This window comes from Haloarchaeobius sp. FL176 (assembly GCF_024609245.1).
Lineage (GTDB): Archaea > Halobacteriota > Halobacteria > Halobacteriales > Natrialbaceae > Haloarchaeobius.
Genome location: NZ_JANJYH010000009.1, coordinates 1 through 17,994, shown reverse-complemented (window position 1 = coordinate 17,994; position 17,994 = coordinate 1). Strand labels below are relative to the sequence as shown.

Sequence of the window (17,994 nt, the reverse complement as noted above, 5' to 3'; positions counted from 1 at the left end):
CGGCTTCAGATGTTTGCGCCGCGGGTGATCTCCTGGATAATCGAGTCCTGCTGCTCGACCAGCTGGTCGTAGTCGACCTGGAACTCGGTTCGCTCGTACTCCGAACTGTCGATGAACTCGTCCGGCAGCTCCATCTCCGAGGATCTGATCGGCCGGACGTACGCGTCGAGGAAGTGCTGTTGTCCCTCCAGCGAGAGCACGTAGTCCATGAACAGCTTGCCGGCCTCCGGGTTCGGCGCACCTTCGAGAAGTGCGTAGCCGTAGGGCATGTTCAACGCTCCCGGATTCCCGTTCTCGCCAGCGAGCACCGCCACACCGACGTTTTCCTCGGGGATCTCGTCGTTGTTGTACTTGAGGTCGAGTCCGGAGTAATCGTACCGGATGAACGTGGAGTACTCACCACTGGAGAACTGTGCCAGGAAGTTGTCGGTGAACTCGGCACCGCCCTTCTGAATCTGCTGGTAGTAGTCGATGACGGGCTGCAGGTCGTCCATCGAGCCGCCGCGGGCGTTGTTGATCGAGAGCGCGGCGGCGAGACCGACTGCGGCCTGTGGCGTCTGGAGTGCGAGGTCCTGCATGATCTCGGGTTGGAGGAGGTCCGCCCACGTCGTGGGCTCCTCGAGGCCACGCTCCTCGTAGATGTCTTTCCGATAGGTTACGGCGGTCGTCACGCGCCGGGTGGCGGTGACGTGACCGTCGTCCGTCTTCAGGGAGTCCGGAACCTTGTCCCACCCTTTGGGCTTGTACGCCTGCGTGAATCCGTCGTTCTTGGCGACGATGCCGTACGTGTAGCCACCGTTGTAGCCCGAGTGCGTCATGTCGCCCGGGCGTGAGCGCATGTGCTGGAGCGCCTCCCCTGACGAGCGATCGTCATCGTGGACTGCAACGTCGTAGTTCTCCTCGAAGTGCTCCATGACTGTCGGCCAGTTCATCCATCCCGACTGGACGCAGTAGAAGTAGAGCATATCCGGGAACGCGGAGGTACTGACGTCAGTCTCGAAGTCACCGTGCCCGACCGTGTAACTCTGCGAGGCCCCAGAACTGTTCGACTCATCCGAACCACCGGAGAGACACCCACCGAGTCCGCCGAGCAGGGCTGCGGACGATACACCGAGGTACGACCGTCGACTGAGTGACATCAACTGACGTGTCTGTTCCCATTTGAAAATGCGTTGCTATGACTCGTATGTCCAGCTTTAGCCCCCTCTGGACGATTACTGTGACAACACTAGACGTGGCCGAGGTGACGGTGCTGTGAGCCGCCGCCGAGAACACCGAGGGTACCCGCGTACTCTGTGGGCCCGACGAGATGTCCGTGGACTTGCGGTTCAAGCGCTACGAGCCAGGCACGATTGTGAGCACGCACGACGCCGACCCCGACGCCGATGCGCCTACGATCCCGAACGCGATGCGACCCTCCCGGGCACCGTCCAGCTGGCGTTCGACCCCGAGGAATCAGTGGCCGTCTTCCCCATCGTCTGTGGGCCACACGCGATACGGAGCTCCACTTCCGGCCCGACTCCGTGCTGACCAGTCATCCATCTCCCGTATCCGCGAGGGCAGCCTCCAGAGCGTCCTCGAATGCCGACGGGAGCGTCCGTGCCGGTTCCTCCAGCGCCGAGCGCCGTTCGAACAGTTCGACGACGCGCAGACAGAACAGCACCCCGAGGAGCACTTCGGTCCCCCCCGTCTCCGAGTGCTCCGAATCCTGAAGACTCGCCCCGAGACCCGCGTAGGACGAGACGTACCCGTGAAGGTCGACCCCTTCGAGTCGGAAGTCACCGTCGACCCTGTCGATCCGGTGGCCGTCGCGCACGCGTTCGAGGAAGCGCCGTGGCTGCTCGCTCCCCAGTGGTTCCGCACCGGTCAACTGGAACTCCTCTGGCGGACCGCCCCCGACGACCCGAGCCCCCGTCACGCGGCAGATGTCGAACCCTGACGCCAGTTCATCTCCGGAGTGCGCTCGCCAGACCAGCCAGCGCAGGAACGGTTCGTCGACGTCGACCGACTCGATGTCTTCAGTGCCGAATAGGCGCCTGGCGACCGTCTCACCCTCCGTCGCCGTTCGTCCCCCGGGCCCGCTGACGAACGCGTAGCCGTCCTCGTGGTAGACGATGGTGACCGTTCGCTCGTCGGTCTCGATTCGCTCGCGCACCGTCGGATCGCCGAGTTCCATGTACGAGACCTGCCTGTCGGTACTGAACGAGAAAGACGCGACAGCCATCCGCTCGACGGTATCGTCGAAGCGGTCCTCTACTCCCCCGGGTGCCGCTCTCTCGGCGAACGTCGCACCCGAGAGGTCGGTGTCGTAGCAGTTCTCGATGTCATCGACGGGACCCAGACTCCGGACTCGGTCGACGAACGCGGCAGTCGAGACCGGTGGGTCCACGCGTAGCGTCGTTCGGGCGCTCGTCCGGCCCGGCGACGAGAAGTCGATTCCCATAACTACCGTGATTTGATATTACCACCCCACAGTTATATTCATTCTCTGTGTGGACGTGTCACGAGTCAACGACTCCTATTGCGTCCACGTTGTCGAGTTTTCGAAGATGGTGACAGATGTTCTGTACCGACACATCAAGTGCCACTGCGAATTCGGACGACGGTGATGGTCAATCAAACACGTAAGAAAGGGTTTCACGAGCTGTGTCAGAAGAAATCGCCACCAAAGCCCCGATCGTCTGTTTAGCATCGACGCCGAGAACCCGTACATCCCCTTCTTGCCGGACTACAGGGGAGTCATCGGCGGAGGGAAGGGTGCACATGTTCTGGAGTGGTCGGTTACTGTCTCGGCCTTCCGCCTGATATCTCGACCCGCTACTTTACTCGGATCTGGGCCGACTGTGTCTCTCGTCGAGATTTGACGAAACAGTGCTCTTCGATAGATGGGACGGGCTCTCTCGATGTGTACGGTCTCGAATCACGTCCTGATGGGAACTGGGGTGCGCATTGAACGTACCACCGTTGGGAACACGGGTGCCTGTCGAGAATCCGCCAATCCCGTCGGGGGTGTCCTCGACGGTGTCGCCCGAGAGGGTTTCAGAGCGGCCCAAGGAAATCCGTTCGATTGGATTCGACGGTTGAACGCCAATCGTTTTCCCCGACACTATCATCGGTTGAGATGCAGCGACCGCCGAGCACGTCGCACCGACCGTGTGCACAGACAGTAACGCATGACACTCGCTCAACTCATCGAACAGTACGTCAGTCTCGGTATCTTCATCCTCGCTGGGGGGCTTAGCATCCTCAGTGTCCTTGCGTGGCGGCGAGAACGTGACAGTCGGATGCGAATCGTCACACTCGGGTACGCGATGTTCGCCGTCTACGGACTCATCGTGTTTCTCGAGTACCCGCTGCGCCCGTATATCCCGTACGCGACGCTCGAGTTGCTCGAACACGCGAGCGCGATCCTGATTCTGGGTGGCCTCCTGACCTTCTTCGTCGCTCTTACACGGGATTGAGCAATGTCGGAGCCGGACCTCGAACTGGACTCTCGACGGGCTATCTACCAGCGCATAGCCGACACGCCGGGCGTTCACTTTCGCGCGCTCCTCGACGACCTCGAATACGCGCAGGGGACCCTCCAGTACCAACTCCGGTGGCTCGCCGACGAGGGCCTGATCGATGTCTCGGACGACGGCAAGTACACGCGGTACTACCCCGCCACCGAGTTCGACGAGGGCGATAAAGCAGTGATGAACGCGTTGCGACGGGAGTATAGTCGCCGCATCCTCGCACACCTTCTCACGGACGGCCCGCTCTCGACAACCGAGCTCAGCGACCGCCTCGATAAGACGCAATCGACCGTCTCGTGGCATCTGTCGAAGCTTGCCGAGGCGGGCCTCGTCACGAAAGAGCGTGACGGCAGGAGTGTCGCCTACGAGGTCAGCGATCCCGACCGCGTCAAGTACCTGTATACGGTTCATCGGCGCTCGTTCACCGACAAAGTCGTCGACCGGCTTCTGGGCCTCTGGGACAGCTACTAACTCGGGGTCGTTTTCGACGGTGTCCCGCGAAGCACCAGCAGACGTAACAGGAGCACGTACACGAGAAACGCGAGCGAGGGCCCCAGCAGGGGACGGACGAGCCCCGTCAGGTCAGTCCCGATCGCTGCCGCGTGAATCGTCCCGAAGGCGAACCCGGCGTAGGCGAACGAGTGCACGACACGCGGCCCCCACGGTCGTTGGAAGCGTTTCGGGTCAGTAAACCCGAGCACCGCGACGGCGAGCAGTAACAGCGCGCCCGCGCCGACGGTGACCCCGCCGAGGAAGTAGGGCATCGAGTATGCTGGTGCAGGAACCTGTCCGGTGACGACGAACCACGCGTCGAGGACGCCCAGGCCCGCGTGTAGCAACGTGACGATCATCGCGAACACGGATAGTTCGATGTGTATGCGTTGAGCGGCCTCGTGGAGCACACCGAACGACTCCGTGTTGTAGAAGATGCCCGTGAGGACGGCCAGATACAGCAACGGATATGTGACGAGTGCAGCACCGCGGTCGAGGAGCCAGACGAGTTGTGACATTACGACGCCCCCGTCGTCTCGACGACATCGGGACAGCCGTCCGTGTCTTGAAACCCGTTCACCGACTCGGGCCGCGTCGGACACCTGTCGGCGGAGTCGTCGATGCCATCTCCGTCGTAATCTGCCGGTGCCTGTCGCTCCGAAACGGTCTGATCGACGAGGTCGCTCTGTGCCTTTTCAGTCGCCTGAGTGGCACGGACGCCGTCAATCTGCCACAGGACTGGAACGGTCACGACCAGAACGACGATTGCGACGATGGTGATTCGCTGCTTATGTGTCCAAGACATGTGTATCGAACCTCTCTGTCGTGTGGAAGACACCGTCGTGAATGATCAGTGCCTCTAGTCCATCCCACTCCGCTGCTAATGCACGTGCTTCGTCGAGGGGGAGTGCGGCGAGCGTCGTCGCCAGGGCATCCGCTTCCATACAGTCGCGACGCGCGACGACGGTAACGGATTCGTGACGCGAGCCGACCGACTCGCTGGTCGAGTCGTATATGTGGTCCGTGCCGTCCCGCGAGCGTCGGTATCCACCGGACGTCGCGACGTGCCACTCCGTGTCCAGAACCTTCAGCGGTGTGTCGCCGCCGTACGGGCTCTCGATGCCGACCGGACCCGTCGGCGGGGACATATCTCCACCGCCACTGACGAATCCACGTCGACCAAGACCCGGGAGTGCCTCGCTAGCGCGGTCCACGATGTACCCCTTCGCGAGACCATTGAGGTCGAGTTCGACATCGGTAGTGACCCGAGACCCGCTGACGCGGACAGTGCCGGTATCGAACTCTGTGGGTGGTGTTGCACTGTCTCCACGCAGGAACGTTTTGAGTTCCTGTTCGAGTCGACCCTGATAGATATCGAACACTCCCCCGGTCCGATCATCGTATTCGAGTCCACGGCGGACGATACGGGCGATATGCTCGTTCGCGACCTCACCTTCGCGGTTGAGATTGCTGACGGCACTCCCTTCGTCGAAGGCGTTCAGCTGCGCTTCGAGTGACTCGGCCGTGTCTCGTGCCACAGTCACCGCAGTCTCAGCACGGATGCCTGTCGCCTGGACTCGAAACGTCGTATCACAGCAGTCGAACTCGCAGCGACTGTCTCCGACCCGTTCGGTGAGCGATGCGAGCGACTCCATCATCTCGGTCACTCGTCCTCTTCGTGTTCTTCGTCCTCGTCTTCCTCATCTTCTTCGTACTCCTCGTGTTCTTCTTCTTCCTCGTGGCCGGATTGCGTCTGGACTGCCGGCGTGAACCCCTCGTTGGGCGTTGGGGCATCGCTAGCAACCTGTCCCGACGCGTCCGACGTGGACGCTCCAGGTGAGTCAGCTTGCTCGCTATCCTGCCCGAGGCCAACGCCAGGCATCGCAAGGCCCCCGGCCACGACGGCCGTGAGCAGAGCGCCTGCCAGCGTGAAGGCGACGAGTTTGTTGTTGGGGACTGGGATGCGCACGGTCAGCTACACCCCGTCGTAGAATCGCTAGTCTCGACGTGTCGGTCGTTGCGTTCTGCCATTGCAAATAGAAGGTAAAGACAGGTTTAGTAAGCCGTTCGCGTCCAACTATCGAATCTTCGTACAGCTATCGAATCCCACCGAAACAGCAGTTGTGGCCGGGCGTCTCAATGCAGACGGCTGGTCATCGAGTTGGTGTGTGGTGCGTTTGTTGTAATCCGGGCCAGTTTTCTGAAGCAATCCGCCTTACACCCGTATCGAAAAACCCCTATGATACCCACACTCATTGTCACGAGATGCCCTCGCTCCATCGCCGTCAATACCTCGCGACATCGGCCGCAGCAGCCCTTGCGGTAACTGCCGGCTGCCAGACGTCCTCCTGTACACCGGCAACTCCTGGTGTTGCCCGTTGGCCACAGGCACGCGGCACGCCACAAAACACCAACGCTGTCCCCGACCAACCGACACTCACAGCAGGTGGTAACTATTGGACGACATCGTTTGCAGATGGTCTCGACGTTACTGGGCTTGCTGCCACAGCTTCGACAGCCGTCGTCGTTGGCCACATCCCTGGTGACCACGACGGTATCCTGACGACACTCGACATCGACGATGGAACCGCCGACACGACGCACGAACTCGATCGGACTCCGACGGGGCCACCAGGCCTCGCCGATTCGATCGCTATCACGCCCGTACTCGGCGAGTACACTGAGCCATCGACCGGCGGTGTCGTTGCGATTGACACCGCAAGCTGGACCACAACATGGACACACGAGATGGATGGACGTCCCAATCCTCCAACTGTCGCCGAGGATCTCCTCGTCGCCACAAGCGACCACGGGGATGTTGCCGCTGTTGAGGTACCCACTGGCGAGACACTGTGGACACGCACGTTTGGCGACGACCGTCAGCGTGCACGTATCCCCGCGTCTCCAGCCGTCGACGACAACCACGTGTACATCACCGCAGATGGCTCTGCTGCACAGGGAATTTACGCGCTAGACCGTGAGACCGGGGAGCCACAGTGGAAGATTCCAGGCCCAGCTATTCCGGAACCACTGGTTCGCACTGAAGATGTTGTCCTTGCAAGCTACGATCGCTACGAAATCGTGGCGTTCGATGCTGCAAATGGGGAAAGACAGTGGGGGAAGGCGATGTATGGTGACGACTTGTTCGCGCCGGCAGTCGGGCACAACCGTATCTTCAGTGCTGACAACGCAACAGTGTATGCGCTTGCCGTAGAAACTGGCGACATCCATTGGGAGCAGGATCTCGATATTGCGGGGTCACCGTTCGTCGTCGGCCAGTCGGTCATCGTGCCGACGCGTGACAGCCTCGTGAGTCTACACGTTGAGGACGGCAGCGAACAGTGGACAATGTCTGGGGGACCCGACGGAGGATGCATCCCAGTTGAACGCGGGCTGCTATACGCATCAGAGAATACAGTGAACCTGCAAACGAACTGTGAGTGAGCGCCTGCTAAACTGAACGGTGTACTCTTTCCAGGTCACTGTGGAAGCAAAAACTACGGTCTGCTTCCTGCCTGGGCTTAGGTCTCAATTGCTCTCACCAGAAGGATAGTGTTCATATGAGCTGATTCCACGCGAAGCTGAACGATCATCTGAGGCAGTTCCAGGACGTTGATTCGACCGAATCCACGTGTCACAGCCCCGATATGCCAACTGTAGTCTCAATTTCCAGAGTGGGCAGAGGTTGTGACTATGCGTCTCACTGCCCAGCCAGTTGCTCCATCTGTCGTCAATCTGTCTGGTTCTCGGGACAACCTGCTCGTGAGTTCAGGAGTCACACTGAAGAGAAGTACGACTGGCCGAAACGGAGCAGGTCCCGATCAAATTCGTCCGGGTCGTTGATTCGAAAGTGGAAGAGCTGATTTCGCATGTCACCGATTTCGAGCACTAACTCGCGAATCACGTCCTGTTGATCATCGAAGAGCGATTCGAACTCCTCCCAGTGAATAGAGATGAACTGAGCGTAGTGTGCGTAGCTACAATGTTCGACCGACGCCGGCGTTGGCAGTGGGTGATCATCATCGAACGTCTCGGCCAGCTGCTCCGACAGCGAATCACCAAACACCCGTGTGAAAATCTCCCGCAACTGCATCTCGATCGACTCGATCAACAAGAACGGCTCGAGCATCTGTTTCAGCTGCGTTAGAAGATCGTAGTCAGTCAGAATACGCCACTCATCGTCTCGATTGACCACGATATACGTATACTCCGCGAGCGCATCGAATATCGCGAGAAGGTTCTCGTCCTCGCTGATCGTGTGCGCATCTTCAACTGCTGCCCCGACCGATATCTTATCAAGTGTCTTGTGCCCGACCTCCAGCTGGTGGAACGCAAGGAGCGTCCGGACGACTGCCCGATAGGTGACAATCCCGACTAATTCGCCGTCCCGCTCAACACCCATCTGCGTGTGGTCACTCTCAAACATCTGACGAAGCGCTGTTTCGAGCTCGAGATCGTATTCGACGGTCTGGAGCTGGTTCTCGATAGGTAAATCCGAGATTGTGTACATCAGTGCTTGGAAAGTTGAGGCGTAGACAACTATGTGTTTCCGTATATATCGAAACTACTGGTGAGTACGCGCGCTCCCGCGCAGCCTCTCGTGGGAGATCCCCTGCTGTCGGACTATAGAGTCGCCGCTTAGGAGATACCGGATGTTATCGTCAGCAGACGACTCTGCCAGGCATCCGACTGTTAATCGAGTACGTCGTCACCGGTGACCGAGCCCGCCCCATCCTGTACCCCTGTCGTAGCTTCGGCAAACTCCCGCAGACGCGTTACGTCTACAGTCGCTGAAAGAGCATCGAGAGCTCGGTTAGCGTGTTCTTGCCGCCGTTTGGCGAGCGCACGGAGCTGTGCTTGGTCGATTGTGGGTGGGACAACCGTTGCTTCGCCCGGATCCGCCTCGAGAATGAGACGGCTTTGCCGTGCGACGCTGAGCTCGCCGCCGAGTCGCTCGAAGTGCCGGTGATTCGGCTGATCGAGACCGGCGAGTGTCCCTCCAAGGACGGCAGCGCCTTCACCGAGACTCCCTACCGTCTCGTCGAGAAACACTGCTTTGTCAGACTCGCCCGACTTAGCTGGCGTGTAGGTGCGAGCAAATCTTCCTGTGATCGTTTCGTGAACCGCCGTCAGTATCTCGAAGCAGTCGCCCGAGCGAGCGTCGGGTACCGAACGAAGCGACGAGAATGCAGCCGTATACAGATAATCCCCGGTCAGCAGCGCTGCTGTCGGCTCCAGTGTGAGCGAGTGCGGGTGTTCGTTGGTGAGCGTAACGAACAACCGACTTCGGAGACGAACAGATTCCCTGAGTAGTTCGATCGCTGCGGCGACAGGGAGGATGTCCTCGTCGTCTTCGTGCTCCGACAGTGAATCGTACGCGCTCACCGCCAGTTGTCCGTACCACCGGTCACGGGACTCCTGCAGTACGTTACTGACGAGCGGGAGATCGACCTTGTCCGTGTCTCTGAGCACCCGCTTTATTTGCTCCTCTATCTCTGGAGAGCCGATACAGTCGGAGTCAGTCATCGGTTTTAGTCATCACCTGTTGCTCTCTCGACAGCCGTCTCATCGGGGTCGACGCTCGATTCCGTGAGATCGCTCTCGCGCCACGTGCCGCGTTGGTACCAGACGTACGCGATGACCGCCCCAACGATGTTCGAGATGGCGAACGACAGCCAGATCCCACGCTCGCCGAGTGGTCCGGAGGCAATCCACGCGATGGGGAACCGAATGATCCCGAGCATCAGCACGGAGATAGCCGCCGCGGTGAGTGTCTTGCCAGCGCCACGGAAGCTGCCCGTGTAGGCACGCGTAATACCGATGAATCCGAACGTCAACGCGACGTACCGAAGGAACTGCGCGGTGATGTCGACCACCTCGGGGTTTGTCGTGAACACGTCGGCGATAGGTGCGGCGACGAAGAAGACGACGACTCCCGCGGCTGTGAGGATGCCGAAGAGCACTTTCGACGCCAGCCCCGCCGCCTGTTCGACACGGTCCGGCTTGTCAGCACCCATGTTCTGGCCGGTCATCGTTTCTACCCCGCGCGCGACTGCGATAGCGGGGAGGAAAATAACCGAGAACACTCGCGTGCCGATGCCGTACGCGGCGACGACCGCGTCGGGGAAGAACGCGACGATGAACAGCAGCAGGTTCATCGACAACGCTCGGCCCATCCCCTCGATCGAAGCGGGTAATCCGATCCGGACGATGCGCCGCAGATACGAGAGGTCCGGAACCATATCCCGGACGTGGATCTGGACACCACGGGTCCCACGGAACATGACTGCAAGGCCGACGACCAGCGCGAGCCCGCGGGAAAAGACAGTTGCGAGGGCTGCACCAGTAATGCCGGAGCCCGTATAGCCGGTTGCAGTGAGAAGCGTGGATTCGAGGCTCCGGAGGCCGACCATCCCGAAGACTGGGTTGTTCTCGAACCCGAAGATAAGGAAGGGGTCGATGACGATGTTCACGACGACCGACCCGAACATCACCAGCATCGGGGTGATGGTGTCTCCGTATCCCCGCATCAGCGCGATGAACACCGCAAACCCGAACATGAACAGTAGCCCGAGTGAGATGACCTCCATGTAACTTGTCGCCAGCGGAAGCACGGTCTCGGACGCGCCCATCAGTGCGAGGAAATTTTCGATGGAGAAGTATCCGATGACGCCGAGGACCACCGACGCGATGACCGCGAACGTCACCGTTTGAGACGCTGCGTACTCGGCTTCACGCTCTTCGTCGGCGCCAGTGAACTGGGCGACGAGAACGCTCCCTGCGACTGAAATCCCCATCCCCAGTGAGATGAGCAGGAACACCATCGGGAACGCGAAGCTGATCGCCGCTAGCGCGTCCGTGCTGTACTGCCCCAGCCAGAACGTGTCCGCCAGGTTGTACGCGGTCTGGAAGAGGTTCGTGACCACGATTGGCATCGAGAGGAAGAACAACGGCTTGGCGATTCCACCCGATGTGAGGTCGAAGTCCTCCGGACCCTTGAACAACGAACCAATACGGCTGAACAGACCCATTAACGGCCGACCCCCGGTTGCTTGTCGACGGTCAGATGTCGTTCGCTGTTTCCTATCATTGTGGTGTAGATTCGATTAGAGGACTGATTGCTGGTGAGCAACGCCGAGACGGCTGTGACTTCGACGAGGGTGACTGGGACACAGAGGTGTATCTTCGTCGATGATTCGACAGACAGTACGTACCTGGCTGGTCAGGTTCGCGTGCCGATAGCCCAGATAGGCCACGGCCGAAACGCGAACCAGAGTTGACACGCCTCCTCACGAGCGCCCCCTCAGTTCCGAGTCGATGTACGAGGCGAGCGAGACGCGTGCTGCGGCTGTGGCGCTTTCGCGGTCTGTCGTCGCGCGACCGTACATCGCGCCGTTGACTGTCGCCAAGATATGTTCCGCAACCCGCGAGGGGTCGACGTCACGGAAAGTGCCATCGTCGATGCCGCGTTCGACGATGCCTCGGATGGTGGTTGCCAGTCGCTCGTCGATCTGCGTGAATTGCTCGCGAAATACCTCGTTCGTCACGGCCTGGGACCGGAGCCCGACTAGTACCTCCCGGAGTTGCCGTTGTTCTGCGTCGGGCTGAAGCGGGAGGAGCTTCTCGGTGACATGCGCAAGGTCTTCAGATGGTTCGTCGCCCGTCTCTGTATCGATCGTCTCTTCGAATCTATCGACAGCGAACTCCAGGAACGCAGCCAGAAGGTCGTCTTTCGTGTCGTAGTGGTAGTAGATGGCGGCTTTCGATTTGTCGAGCTCGTCGGCGATTCGGGAGATCGACAGATCGGCGTAGCCGTGTTCGAGCAGTGCTCGATAGGTGGCCTCCATAATCTCTTCTTTAGCGGTGCTCCAGGTCTTTTCGGGTGAGTCGGTAGTCATCGTCAGTTCGAGTGGTTCTCGTCGATTTCCGCCAGTTCGGTGCCCTCCACGACTTCGAACTCGGTCGTACACCAGTGACAGAATCCGAGCTCAGGGTCGAAGGGCTTTCCACAGGCAGGGCAGGTTGGAGATTCATCGGCTCCTGTTGCCCCGACAGTATCGGTAGGTCCGTCTCCGTCAGTCTGCAATCTGCTCTTCGCGATGAGATACGCATCGAGAGCGCTGGCGGCACTGATGAGAACGATGGGAAGGATGGAAAGAAAGTCACTGAACGTCCCCGAACTGATACCGGATCCCATCGATTCAGGGATGAACAGTACGGAAGCGACGACAGTAACACCCAGCCATCCGATGGCTCTGAGCCAACGCCGGAGATATAGGTGGCCGAGTCCGGTGACCACCGTGCCCAAGAGGCCAGCGAGTAGCGGATTGTTTCGGAGCGAGTTCCGTGCCATATCACTAACTGAACGTTCGGTAGGTATAAATTCTTCGTCCGACGCGTGCCTTCCTGTACTGAGAGGAAGAATATCGACTACTACTCGAAACCGGTCGAATAGACGGTTTTAGGGACTATACTGGGTATAGAGCCAGATGCAGCTGAGAGTGCCGTCGGGACGAAGCAACTCCACTCGCTGTGGCTGGCCTGAGACGAAAGGTTGATACTTACCGAACGTTCAGTAAGCAATACAGCGCAAGTCGAAGCGCCTCAACAAGCCATGACCGATGAATCCCGACTCGCTGACGAATCGACAGCACCGTCGCACGGCCGCCACCTCGCTCGCTGGGGTGATGAGACACCCCTCTACGAGGCCGTCACCGATGCCGTCTCGACCGTCACCGGCGATGCCCGCTCGGCAGTCGCTTCTCGATACGACCGGGCGCATGCCTTCGCGCTCAGTCAGCTGTTCGGGAGCGACGACGCACCACCGACGCCCTCGACACGAGTTGTCAAGTTCCCCGTCTCGGAGTGCGTTGTTTCGGTCCACAGTGATGGGCGGCTCTCGGTCAGTCTTGCTGATCGTGGACGTAACGCGGTTGACTAACAACGCACACATGCAAGAATTCATCGTGACACTCGGATCCAGTACAGAACTGACGGCCGGAGTCGGTCAAGCAGAAGCGGAACAGTTCGCCGTGGAGGTACCCCCCGTTACCATCACCGATTCCGACAGGGCGAACGGTGCTAAAAATGTCCACTGCAGACCGAACCAGACTGGTGGATCGGCCACCGACGAAGCCGGTTGTACTAACGAGAACATCGCTGCTACGTAATCCACATGCAACATTTTGGACTCAAAATACGGATGGGAGTCGTCGGTGCACTTCTCGCTGGATTCTACCTCGTGGCTGTGGCGGCAGCGGTAGCCACGTTCGGTCAGGGTGTTCTACCTATCGCTATCGTGGGTAGTATCCTTCTCGTGGGCGCTCAGTACAAGATCGGGAAGTGGGCCGCGCTACGGAGCGTCGGTGCCGAAGATCTATCTGAACGCCAGTACCCCCATATCCACCAGTTCGTCGAGCGGGTCTGCCGCGAGAAGGATATGAAGAAGCCGTCGTTGAAAATCGCCGGTATGGGCGTACCGAATGCGTTCGCAGTCGGTCGCCGCGGCAACGGGACTGTGGTCATCTCGAAGGAACTTATCCAGTTGCTCGACCGTGACGAGCTTAACGGCGTCATCGCCCACGAGCTGGCGCATATCGATAACCGCGACGTCATCACGATGCAACTCGGGCAGGGCATCGCCTCGATCGTCGCTATCGTCGCTCAGTATATCGTGCTGTTGACCGGCGACAACGACTTCGCAGATTTCTTCCTCGCCATCGTCGTCGGGAACATCGTCCAGTTCATCGTGATGCTGTTCGTCCTCGCCATCTCCCGGTACCGCGAGTACGTCGCTGACGCCGACGCCAAGGGCGTTATCGGGCAGGGTGAGCCACTGGCTCGCGCACTCGAAAAGATCCAGCACGGAAACCAGCAGGCACGACAGTCGACTCGGCGCGCCCAGCGTGACCGTGGAACAGCCAACCGGGGCGGCCGCAGGCGGGGGAATCAGCGCTCCCGCGATCCGAACGTTGACCAGCAGGTGAGCGCACTCTGTATCTCCAGCCCAGACCGTGGGTTCCTCCAGAAAATCGTCTCCACCCATCCCCCGATGGAGAAGCGCATCCAGCGGCTCCGATCGTAGATGCCTGGAGTCCGCGAACTGCTCGCGGTCATCCTCGGTGCGCTGTTCGGCATCACACTAATCGTTGCGCCACGAGCGGCCCTTCAGCTATCTATCTTCGTTGGGCCGAACCGTCGGCGTCGTGGTGACTACGGCACAGATAACCACGAATCGTTCTCCGACCAGTGGACGTGGCTCATTCGTGGACTCGGTGTCGCATGTCTTGTCGTTTCCCTCTTCATCGCGTATCAAACGTATGCCTGACTGCTCTGACAAAAAGTCAGTTTTCTATGAGTGTAGGACAAGCTATCAATAACATACAATCAGAAGCCGAATATGACGGTAACTCCGGACTCCCGTCGGATTATCTTCCGACAGCTCGTAAGACGTTCGCATATTGATTGGCCAGAGCGATTGAGATCCGTCCTGGCCTGCTGTTCCTCTACCTCACCACGATCGTCCTGACTGGTCTGTGCTTCCTCATCCAGTCAGTCACCTATACTGACTGACCGAACATCCTCCGACTGGATTGACCAGGACCAGGTCAGAACTCATCACCTTATGAGAATATCAGCAGAACAAAAAAGTGGTTACGCAACGACCGCGAGTGAACCGGGCGGTTATCGGATGTAGTGCAGGTGCCGGTCAGTTGCTGTCGTCTACGCCAGTGCGATCCCAGCACCGACGGCGACACACGTCAGCGCAAGCCCGGCGAGCGCAACTGTCGTCCAGTTGTCGTTTTCGTTGGCATCGTCGTCGCCGTTGAATCCACTGAAACCGGCCAGAACCCCGAGACCGACCGCGACCGCGGAGAGGCCACCCGCGAGCGCCAGTGCTGTCCAGAGTTCGAGTCCGTGTTGTGCGACGTCTCGTGCAGCTGTCCCGGCAAGGAGGACCCCGGTTGCTATTGGGGCGGCGGCTGTCGCTTTGTGGGAGGGCATCAGTTGATAATTGGACATGATTCTAAAAAGCGTGGCGGTGCCATTCCGCCAGCGGTGGTCAGTAATCCCCCTGTATTGACCGCAATCGAAGCAGAATATATTACTTTCTAAGGGTTGCAACAAAGCCGTATGTGTGAGTACGATGCGGACGAGCAGGCCGACGGGCAGGGGCGTCGATTGAGGATATCCCGAAGTACGATGGCCAAGTAATCCTCAAGGTCAACTTCAAGGACGAAGACGACTCGGATGAGTGAAGATACCGCGGACGGCGAGACGGCTGCTGATGAAGACGGCACGAAGAGTGACACCCAAGATCGGTAGGCGATGGACGAGGTGCCGGAGTACGAGGGACGGTAGGCTGCTAACTGAGTAGTTGAGACTGGCCGCCTCAATGCAGACGATGGGGATACCACATAGCTTCCCAGAGATCTAATCTCGATTAACTACTTAGCTGGTACTCTCATTGAGAGATTCGTTTCACCCGATTGATTATCCTGTCTTCGGTTACTGTGTGGTCGAACAATAGGATGGTTGGTGGTAGTCTGATTCAGAGAGCTTCTGATAAACCGCGAGATTCTTAACCAGTAGACACAATAAGTCGTGTAATCGACTTAACTAGAGGATTCAAAATAGCAATGAGCCAGATACAAGTTTCAACAGAAATATTTGCTTATAAGTGGTATCCGAGTATCATCTATACTGTCTACGAATTGGAAAGAGCGGGATATTCGGAACTTGAAAGCTCTCTTGGAAGTATCTCATCAAAAATGCTGTCGGATGGTCTGTCTGATCTCTGTGAGCGGAATGTTTTAACGACGACGGAGACAGTTGAAGGGAGTGGTCGAACGGTGTACATACTGTCAAGCAAAGGACGGTCACTTATCCCTGCCATAGAGGTGTTAGAAGCGTGGGACCAGCACTATGGAGAAGAGGCAGCAACAGTTCTGATCGTTGAAGATGAACAAATGGTCGCAGATATCTTTGCAAACTGTTTCTCTGGGAGTTACCCTACCCAGTACGTCTTGACCGGTACAGAGGCACTCGAAGCATATACTGCTGACACCGATCTCGTCATCATCGACCGAAAATTGGAGGGGATGTCAGGCGATACTGTCGCAGCTCGAATCAGATCGGAGCACGAACAGCAACTTCTGTTGTGCGTTAGTGGTGTCGAACCTGACAACGATATCTATGAACTGGACTATGATGACTATATCCACAAGCCGGTCGGAGAAGACGAAATGAGAACACGGGTGGAACTGTTGCTCAATCGAGCAGCGTTAGATTCAACAGCGCGAACGTATCTGACTCTCCGATCAAACCAGTTCGCACTAACAGAGACGTACGGGAAGGCTGCAACGAAGATGAAAGGATACAAAAATTGCACAGCCAAGATTGAGGAACTCGATCTTTCGACGGGTCACAAACAGACGCTCGAACCGCTTCTTCAGGACAGCGACCGAGTTTCGTCCGTTCGCTGAATGACGTTCGCTCGTCGGTGATGTGACACTACTGTACCGGACGACTGCGCCGAACTCCACTGTTTCCGATCAGCCAGGTGGCCCCACGAAAAGCGGCGATGGTTATCTGGCTTCGATGCCGGAGATCTCGAATCGAGTGCCACCATCGGTCCCGTCGGTAACCTGAATCTCCCAGTCGTGTGCGTCGACGATATGTCGCACGATGGAGAGTCCATATCCGCTTCCATCTCGGTTCGTGGTGTATCCGTGTTCCAAAATCACGTCCCGTTGATCTTCGGGGATGCCACGCCCGTCGTCTTCGATAAAAAAGCCAACGGACTCGTCGGCGCTAGCGAGCTCGCCACGCTCGTCGAGCATCCCGACTCGCACAGTCAGTGGTGAGTCGTTGTGATCGAGTGCGTTTCGAAAGAGGTTCTCCAGCACTTGGAACAGCCGGACAGGGTCTGCTTCGATAGTCGTGTCCTCAACGTGACAGTCCAGTTCTGCGCCACTCATCTCGACGGTTCCCCAGACTTCCTCGGCAAGTTCGCCCAGAGAACACTCCTCAGTAGTTTCTATTTCCGCTCCAGCGCGGGCTAGCCGCAACATATCGTCGATCATCGATTCCATTCGATCCAGCGCTTCTTGGAGGGCCTCGACACGCTCGTCGGAGTGGTCCCGTGCGAAACGATTCGTTTGAACTACTGCGTTATTTAATGGAGTACGCAGATCGTGTGATACCATCGATGCGAACTGATCAAGTCGTTGGTTCGTCTTTTCCAGTTCTGTAACGTCTCTAAACGCGATTGCCTGGCCCCCGTTGTATCCGGCGGGTGTCCGAATTGTGGTCCTCTTGATGTTGAAATATCTGTCCGTGTTATCCAGTTCGATCGTGGTATTTCGTGTCGCCTCATCGGTACTGGCTGCCTCGATACGGTCGTAATATGGTGCAAAAAAGCTGTTCTCGTCCATTCCCCTCCATCTTGCCTCAACCTCGAACACCTCCCGTGCTCTCGGATTGCTATAGACGATCTCGTTCTCGTCGTTTTGGAATACGAGCGGGTCGTCCATTCCCTCAACGAACTCTTGGCGGCCGACAGCGGCGAGATCGAGCATTCGGTATCGGAACACGGCGACGGCCAAGCAGACAGCGAAGACGCCGAATGCCACATCAGTGAGGGGCAGTACCAGCGGAAGCAATCCGACAGACATCAGACGCCGTACGACTATTGGGGTCCCGATGCCAACCACCAATGCGGCCACCTGTCCGGCGGCGACGTCTGCCCGCTTCCTCAGTGTGTACTGAACGAGGATTGCACCGCTGACCACCCAGATCACATGGTGATACAGATTACGTACCGTTTCCGCTGTCGTGAACGTTCGGTTTAGGACAATCGTATGTGTTTACCCCGAGGTCTCGACAGCCGGCACAGCGTGAGCCCGTGAGATCATATCATTGCTGCTGACGACTCGACGAAGCTCTTCGTATGGATTGCGTCCCTGCTGGCGCCACGTCGCCAGCA

Annotated in this window: 19 protein-coding genes; 6 read left to right on the top strand and 13 right to left on the bottom strand. The window is 58.4% G+C overall.

Annotated elements, in window-relative coordinates; all coding sequences use genetic code 11:
* Positions 1-5: 5 nt before the first annotated feature.
* Positions 6-1,139 carry an extracellular solute-binding protein gene (locus NO978_RS15135; protein WP_257300430.1) on the bottom strand — a complete coding sequence of 378 codons (1,134 nt, stop codon included), beginning with the start codon at positions 1,137-1,139 and terminating at the stop codon, positions 6-8.
* Positions 1,140-1,534: 395 nt separating this feature from the next.
* Positions 1,535-2,443, bottom strand: coding sequence for a hypothetical protein (locus NO978_RS15130; RefSeq protein ID WP_257300429.1), 909 nt, complete (start codon positions 2,441-2,443; stop codon positions 1,535-1,537).
* A 730-nt stretch (positions 2,444-3,173) separates the two neighbouring features.
* Here NO978_RS15130 and NO978_RS15125 point away from each other — a divergent pair.
* Positions 3,174-3,461, top strand: a complete 288-nt coding sequence (locus NO978_RS15125) for a hypothetical protein (protein WP_257300428.1) — start codon at positions 3,174-3,176, stop codon at positions 3,459-3,461.
* A 3-nt stretch (positions 3,462-3,464) separates the two neighbouring features.
* Entirely contained in the window at positions 3,465-3,986 is a 522-nt protein-coding gene (locus tag NO978_RS15120; protein ID WP_257300427.1) for a metalloregulator ArsR/SmtB family transcription factor, read from the top strand.
* Here the strand turns inward: NO978_RS15120 and NO978_RS15115 are convergent.
* The 4 genes from NO978_RS15115 to NO978_RS15100 are packed head-to-tail and all read right to left on the bottom strand — an operon-like array spanning position 3,983 to position 5,976.
* Positions 3,983-4,525 carry a hypothetical protein gene (locus NO978_RS15115; protein ID WP_257300426.1) on the bottom strand — a complete coding sequence of 181 codons (543 nt, stop codon included), beginning with the start codon at positions 4,523-4,525 and terminating at the stop codon, positions 3,983-3,985. The two genes, NO978_RS15120 and NO978_RS15115, sit on opposite strands and share 4 nt — an antisense overlap.
* Positions 4,525-4,812 carry a thrombospondin type 3 repeat-containing protein gene (locus tag NO978_RS15110; protein WP_257300425.1) on the bottom strand — a complete coding sequence of 96 codons (288 nt, stop codon included), beginning with the start codon at positions 4,810-4,812 and terminating at the stop codon, positions 4,525-4,527. Before NO978_RS15110 ends, NO978_RS15115 begins: the two co-directional genes overlap by 1 nt.
* On the bottom strand, positions 4,796-5,665 hold the full coding sequence (locus NO978_RS15105) for an FAD:protein FMN transferase (RefSeq protein ID WP_257300424.1): 870 nt from the start codon (positions 5,663-5,665) through the stop codon (positions 4,796-4,798). Before NO978_RS15105 ends, NO978_RS15110 begins: the two co-directional genes overlap by 17 nt.
* A 5-nt stretch (positions 5,666-5,670) precedes the next feature.
* Positions 5,671-5,976 carry a hypothetical protein gene (locus NO978_RS15100; RefSeq protein ID WP_257300423.1) on the bottom strand — a complete coding sequence of 102 codons (306 nt, stop codon included), beginning with the start codon at positions 5,974-5,976 and terminating at the stop codon, positions 5,671-5,673.
* Between the two features lie 296 nt (positions 5,977-6,272).
* On the opposite strand from NO978_RS15100, the gene NO978_RS15095 reads away from it, so the two are divergent.
* Positions 6,273-7,451, top strand: coding sequence for a PQQ-binding-like beta-propeller repeat protein (locus NO978_RS15095; RefSeq protein WP_257300422.1), 1,179 nt, complete (start codon positions 6,273-6,275; stop codon positions 7,449-7,451).
* A gap of 331 nt (positions 7,452-7,782) precedes the next feature.
* Here NO978_RS15095 and NO978_RS15090 read toward each other — a convergent pair whose 3' ends face one another.
* The 5 genes from NO978_RS15090 to NO978_RS15070 form a co-directional block, all read right to left on the bottom strand.
* A complete protein-coding gene (locus NO978_RS15090) occupies positions 7,783-8,517 on the bottom strand; it encodes a CBS domain-containing protein (protein WP_257300421.1) in 735 nt (244 codons plus the stop codon).
* Positions 8,518-8,699: 182 nt separating this feature from the next.
* Positions 8,700-9,533 (bottom strand): polyprenyl synthetase, encoded by an 834-nt coding sequence (locus NO978_RS15085; RefSeq protein ID WP_257300420.1) that lies wholly within the window; start codon positions 9,531-9,533, stop codon positions 8,700-8,702.
* A gap of 5 nt (positions 9,534-9,538) precedes the next feature.
* Positions 9,539-11,038, bottom strand: coding sequence for an MATE family efflux transporter (locus NO978_RS15080; protein ID WP_257300419.1), 1,500 nt, complete (start codon positions 11,036-11,038; stop codon positions 9,539-9,541).
* A 258-nt stretch (positions 11,039-11,296) separates the two neighbouring features.
* The gene (locus NO978_RS15075) at positions 11,297-11,905 is read right to left on the bottom strand and encodes a TetR/AcrR family transcriptional regulator (protein ID WP_257300418.1); all 609 of its coding nucleotides are present in this window, start codon (positions 11,903-11,905) and stop codon (positions 11,297-11,299) included.
* Between the two features lie 2 nt (positions 11,906-11,907).
* A complete protein-coding gene (locus tag NO978_RS15070) occupies positions 11,908-12,360 on the bottom strand; it encodes a zinc ribbon domain-containing protein (RefSeq protein ID WP_257300417.1) in 453 nt (150 codons plus the stop codon).
* Positions 12,361-12,621: 261 nt separating this feature from the next.
* On the opposite strand from NO978_RS15070, the gene NO978_RS15065 reads away from it, so the two are divergent.
* Complete coding sequence (locus NO978_RS15065) at positions 12,622-12,948, top strand: HalOD1 output domain-containing protein (RefSeq protein ID WP_257300416.1); 327 nt, start codon at positions 12,622-12,624, stop codon at positions 12,946-12,948.
* Between the two features lie 261 nt (positions 12,949-13,209).
* On the top strand, positions 13,210-14,091 hold the full coding sequence (locus tag NO978_RS15060; RefSeq protein WP_257300415.1) for a M48 family metallopeptidase: 882 nt from the start codon (positions 13,210-13,212) through the stop codon (positions 14,089-14,091).
* A 638-nt stretch (positions 14,092-14,729) separates the two neighbouring features.
* Here NO978_RS15060 and NO978_RS15055 read toward each other — a convergent pair.
* The gene (locus tag NO978_RS15055; RefSeq protein WP_257300414.1) at positions 14,730-15,011 is read right to left on the bottom strand and encodes a hypothetical protein; all 282 of its coding nucleotides are present in this window, start codon (positions 15,009-15,011) and stop codon (positions 14,730-14,732) included.
* Between the two features lie 635 nt (positions 15,012-15,646).
* On the opposite strand from NO978_RS15055, the gene NO978_RS15050 reads away from it, so the two are divergent.
* Complete coding sequence (locus NO978_RS15050) at positions 15,647-16,492, top strand: response regulator (RefSeq protein WP_257300413.1); 846 nt, start codon at positions 15,647-15,649, stop codon at positions 16,490-16,492.
* Positions 16,493-16,594: 102 nt separating this feature from the next.
* On the opposite strand, the gene NO978_RS15045 is transcribed toward NO978_RS15050, so the two are convergent.
* A complete protein-coding gene (locus NO978_RS15045; RefSeq protein ID WP_257300535.1) occupies positions 16,595-17,821 on the bottom strand; it encodes a sensor histidine kinase in 1,227 nt (408 codons plus the stop codon).
* Positions 17,822-17,994: the final 173 nt, after the last annotated feature.

Bases quoted from the DNA above. Each gene is read 5' to 3' on its own strand.
- NO978_RS15125 (WP_257300428.1), top strand. From the start codon at position 3,174: ATGACACTCGCTCAACTCATCGAACAGTACGTCAGTCTCGGTATCTTC.
- NO978_RS15080 (WP_257300419.1), bottom strand. From the start codon at position 11,038: ATGGGTCTGTTCAGCCGTATTGGTTCGTTGTTCAAGGGTCCGGAGGAC.
- NO978_RS15095 (WP_257300422.1), top strand. From the start codon at position 6,273: ATGCCCTCGCTCCATCGCCGTCAATACCTCGCGACATCGGCCGCAGCA.
- NO978_RS15050 (WP_257300413.1), top strand. From the start codon at position 15,647: ATGAGCCAGATACAAGTTTCAACAGAAATATTTGCTTATAAGTGGTAT.
- NO978_RS15120 (WP_257300427.1), top strand. From the start codon at position 3,465: ATGTCGGAGCCGGACCTCGAACTGGACTCTCGACGGGCTATCTACCAG.
- NO978_RS15135 (WP_257300430.1), bottom strand. From the start codon at position 1,139: ATGTCACTCAGTCGACGGTCGTACCTCGGTGTATCGTCCGCAGCCCTG.
- NO978_RS15085 (WP_257300420.1), bottom strand. From the start codon at position 9,533: ATGACTGACTCCGACTGTATCGGCTCTCCAGAGATAGAGGAGCAAATA.
- NO978_RS15070 (WP_257300417.1), bottom strand. From the start codon at position 12,360: ATGGCACGGAACTCGCTCCGAAACAATCCGCTACTCGCTGGCCTCTTG.
- NO978_RS15055 (WP_257300414.1), bottom strand. From the start codon at position 15,011: ATGCCCTCCCACAAAGCGACAGCCGCCGCCCCAATAGCAACCGGGGTC.
- NO978_RS15075 (WP_257300418.1), bottom strand. From the start codon at position 11,905: ATGACTACCGACTCACCCGAAAAGACCTGGAGCACCGCTAAAGAAGAG.
- NO978_RS15105 (WP_257300424.1), bottom strand. From the start codon at position 5,665: ATGATGGAGTCGCTCGCATCGCTCACCGAACGGGTCGGAGACAGTCGC.
- NO978_RS15130 (WP_257300429.1), bottom strand. From the start codon at position 2,443: ATGGGAATCGACTTCTCGTCGCCGGGCCGGACGAGCGCCCGAACGACG.
- NO978_RS15110 (WP_257300425.1), bottom strand. From the start codon at position 4,812: ATGTCTTGGACACATAAGCAGCGAATCACCATCGTCGCAATCGTCGTT.
- NO978_RS15060 (WP_257300415.1), top strand. From the start codon at position 13,210: ATGGGAGTCGTCGGTGCACTTCTCGCTGGATTCTACCTCGTGGCTGTG.
- NO978_RS15115 (WP_257300426.1), bottom strand. From the start codon at position 4,525: ATGTCACAACTCGTCTGGCTCCTCGACCGCGGTGCTGCACTCGTCACA.
- NO978_RS15090 (WP_257300421.1), bottom strand. From the start codon at position 8,517: ATGTACACAATCTCGGATTTACCTATCGAGAACCAGCTCCAGACCGTC.
- NO978_RS15065 (WP_257300416.1), top strand. From the start codon at position 12,622: ATGACCGATGAATCCCGACTCGCTGACGAATCGACAGCACCGTCGCAC.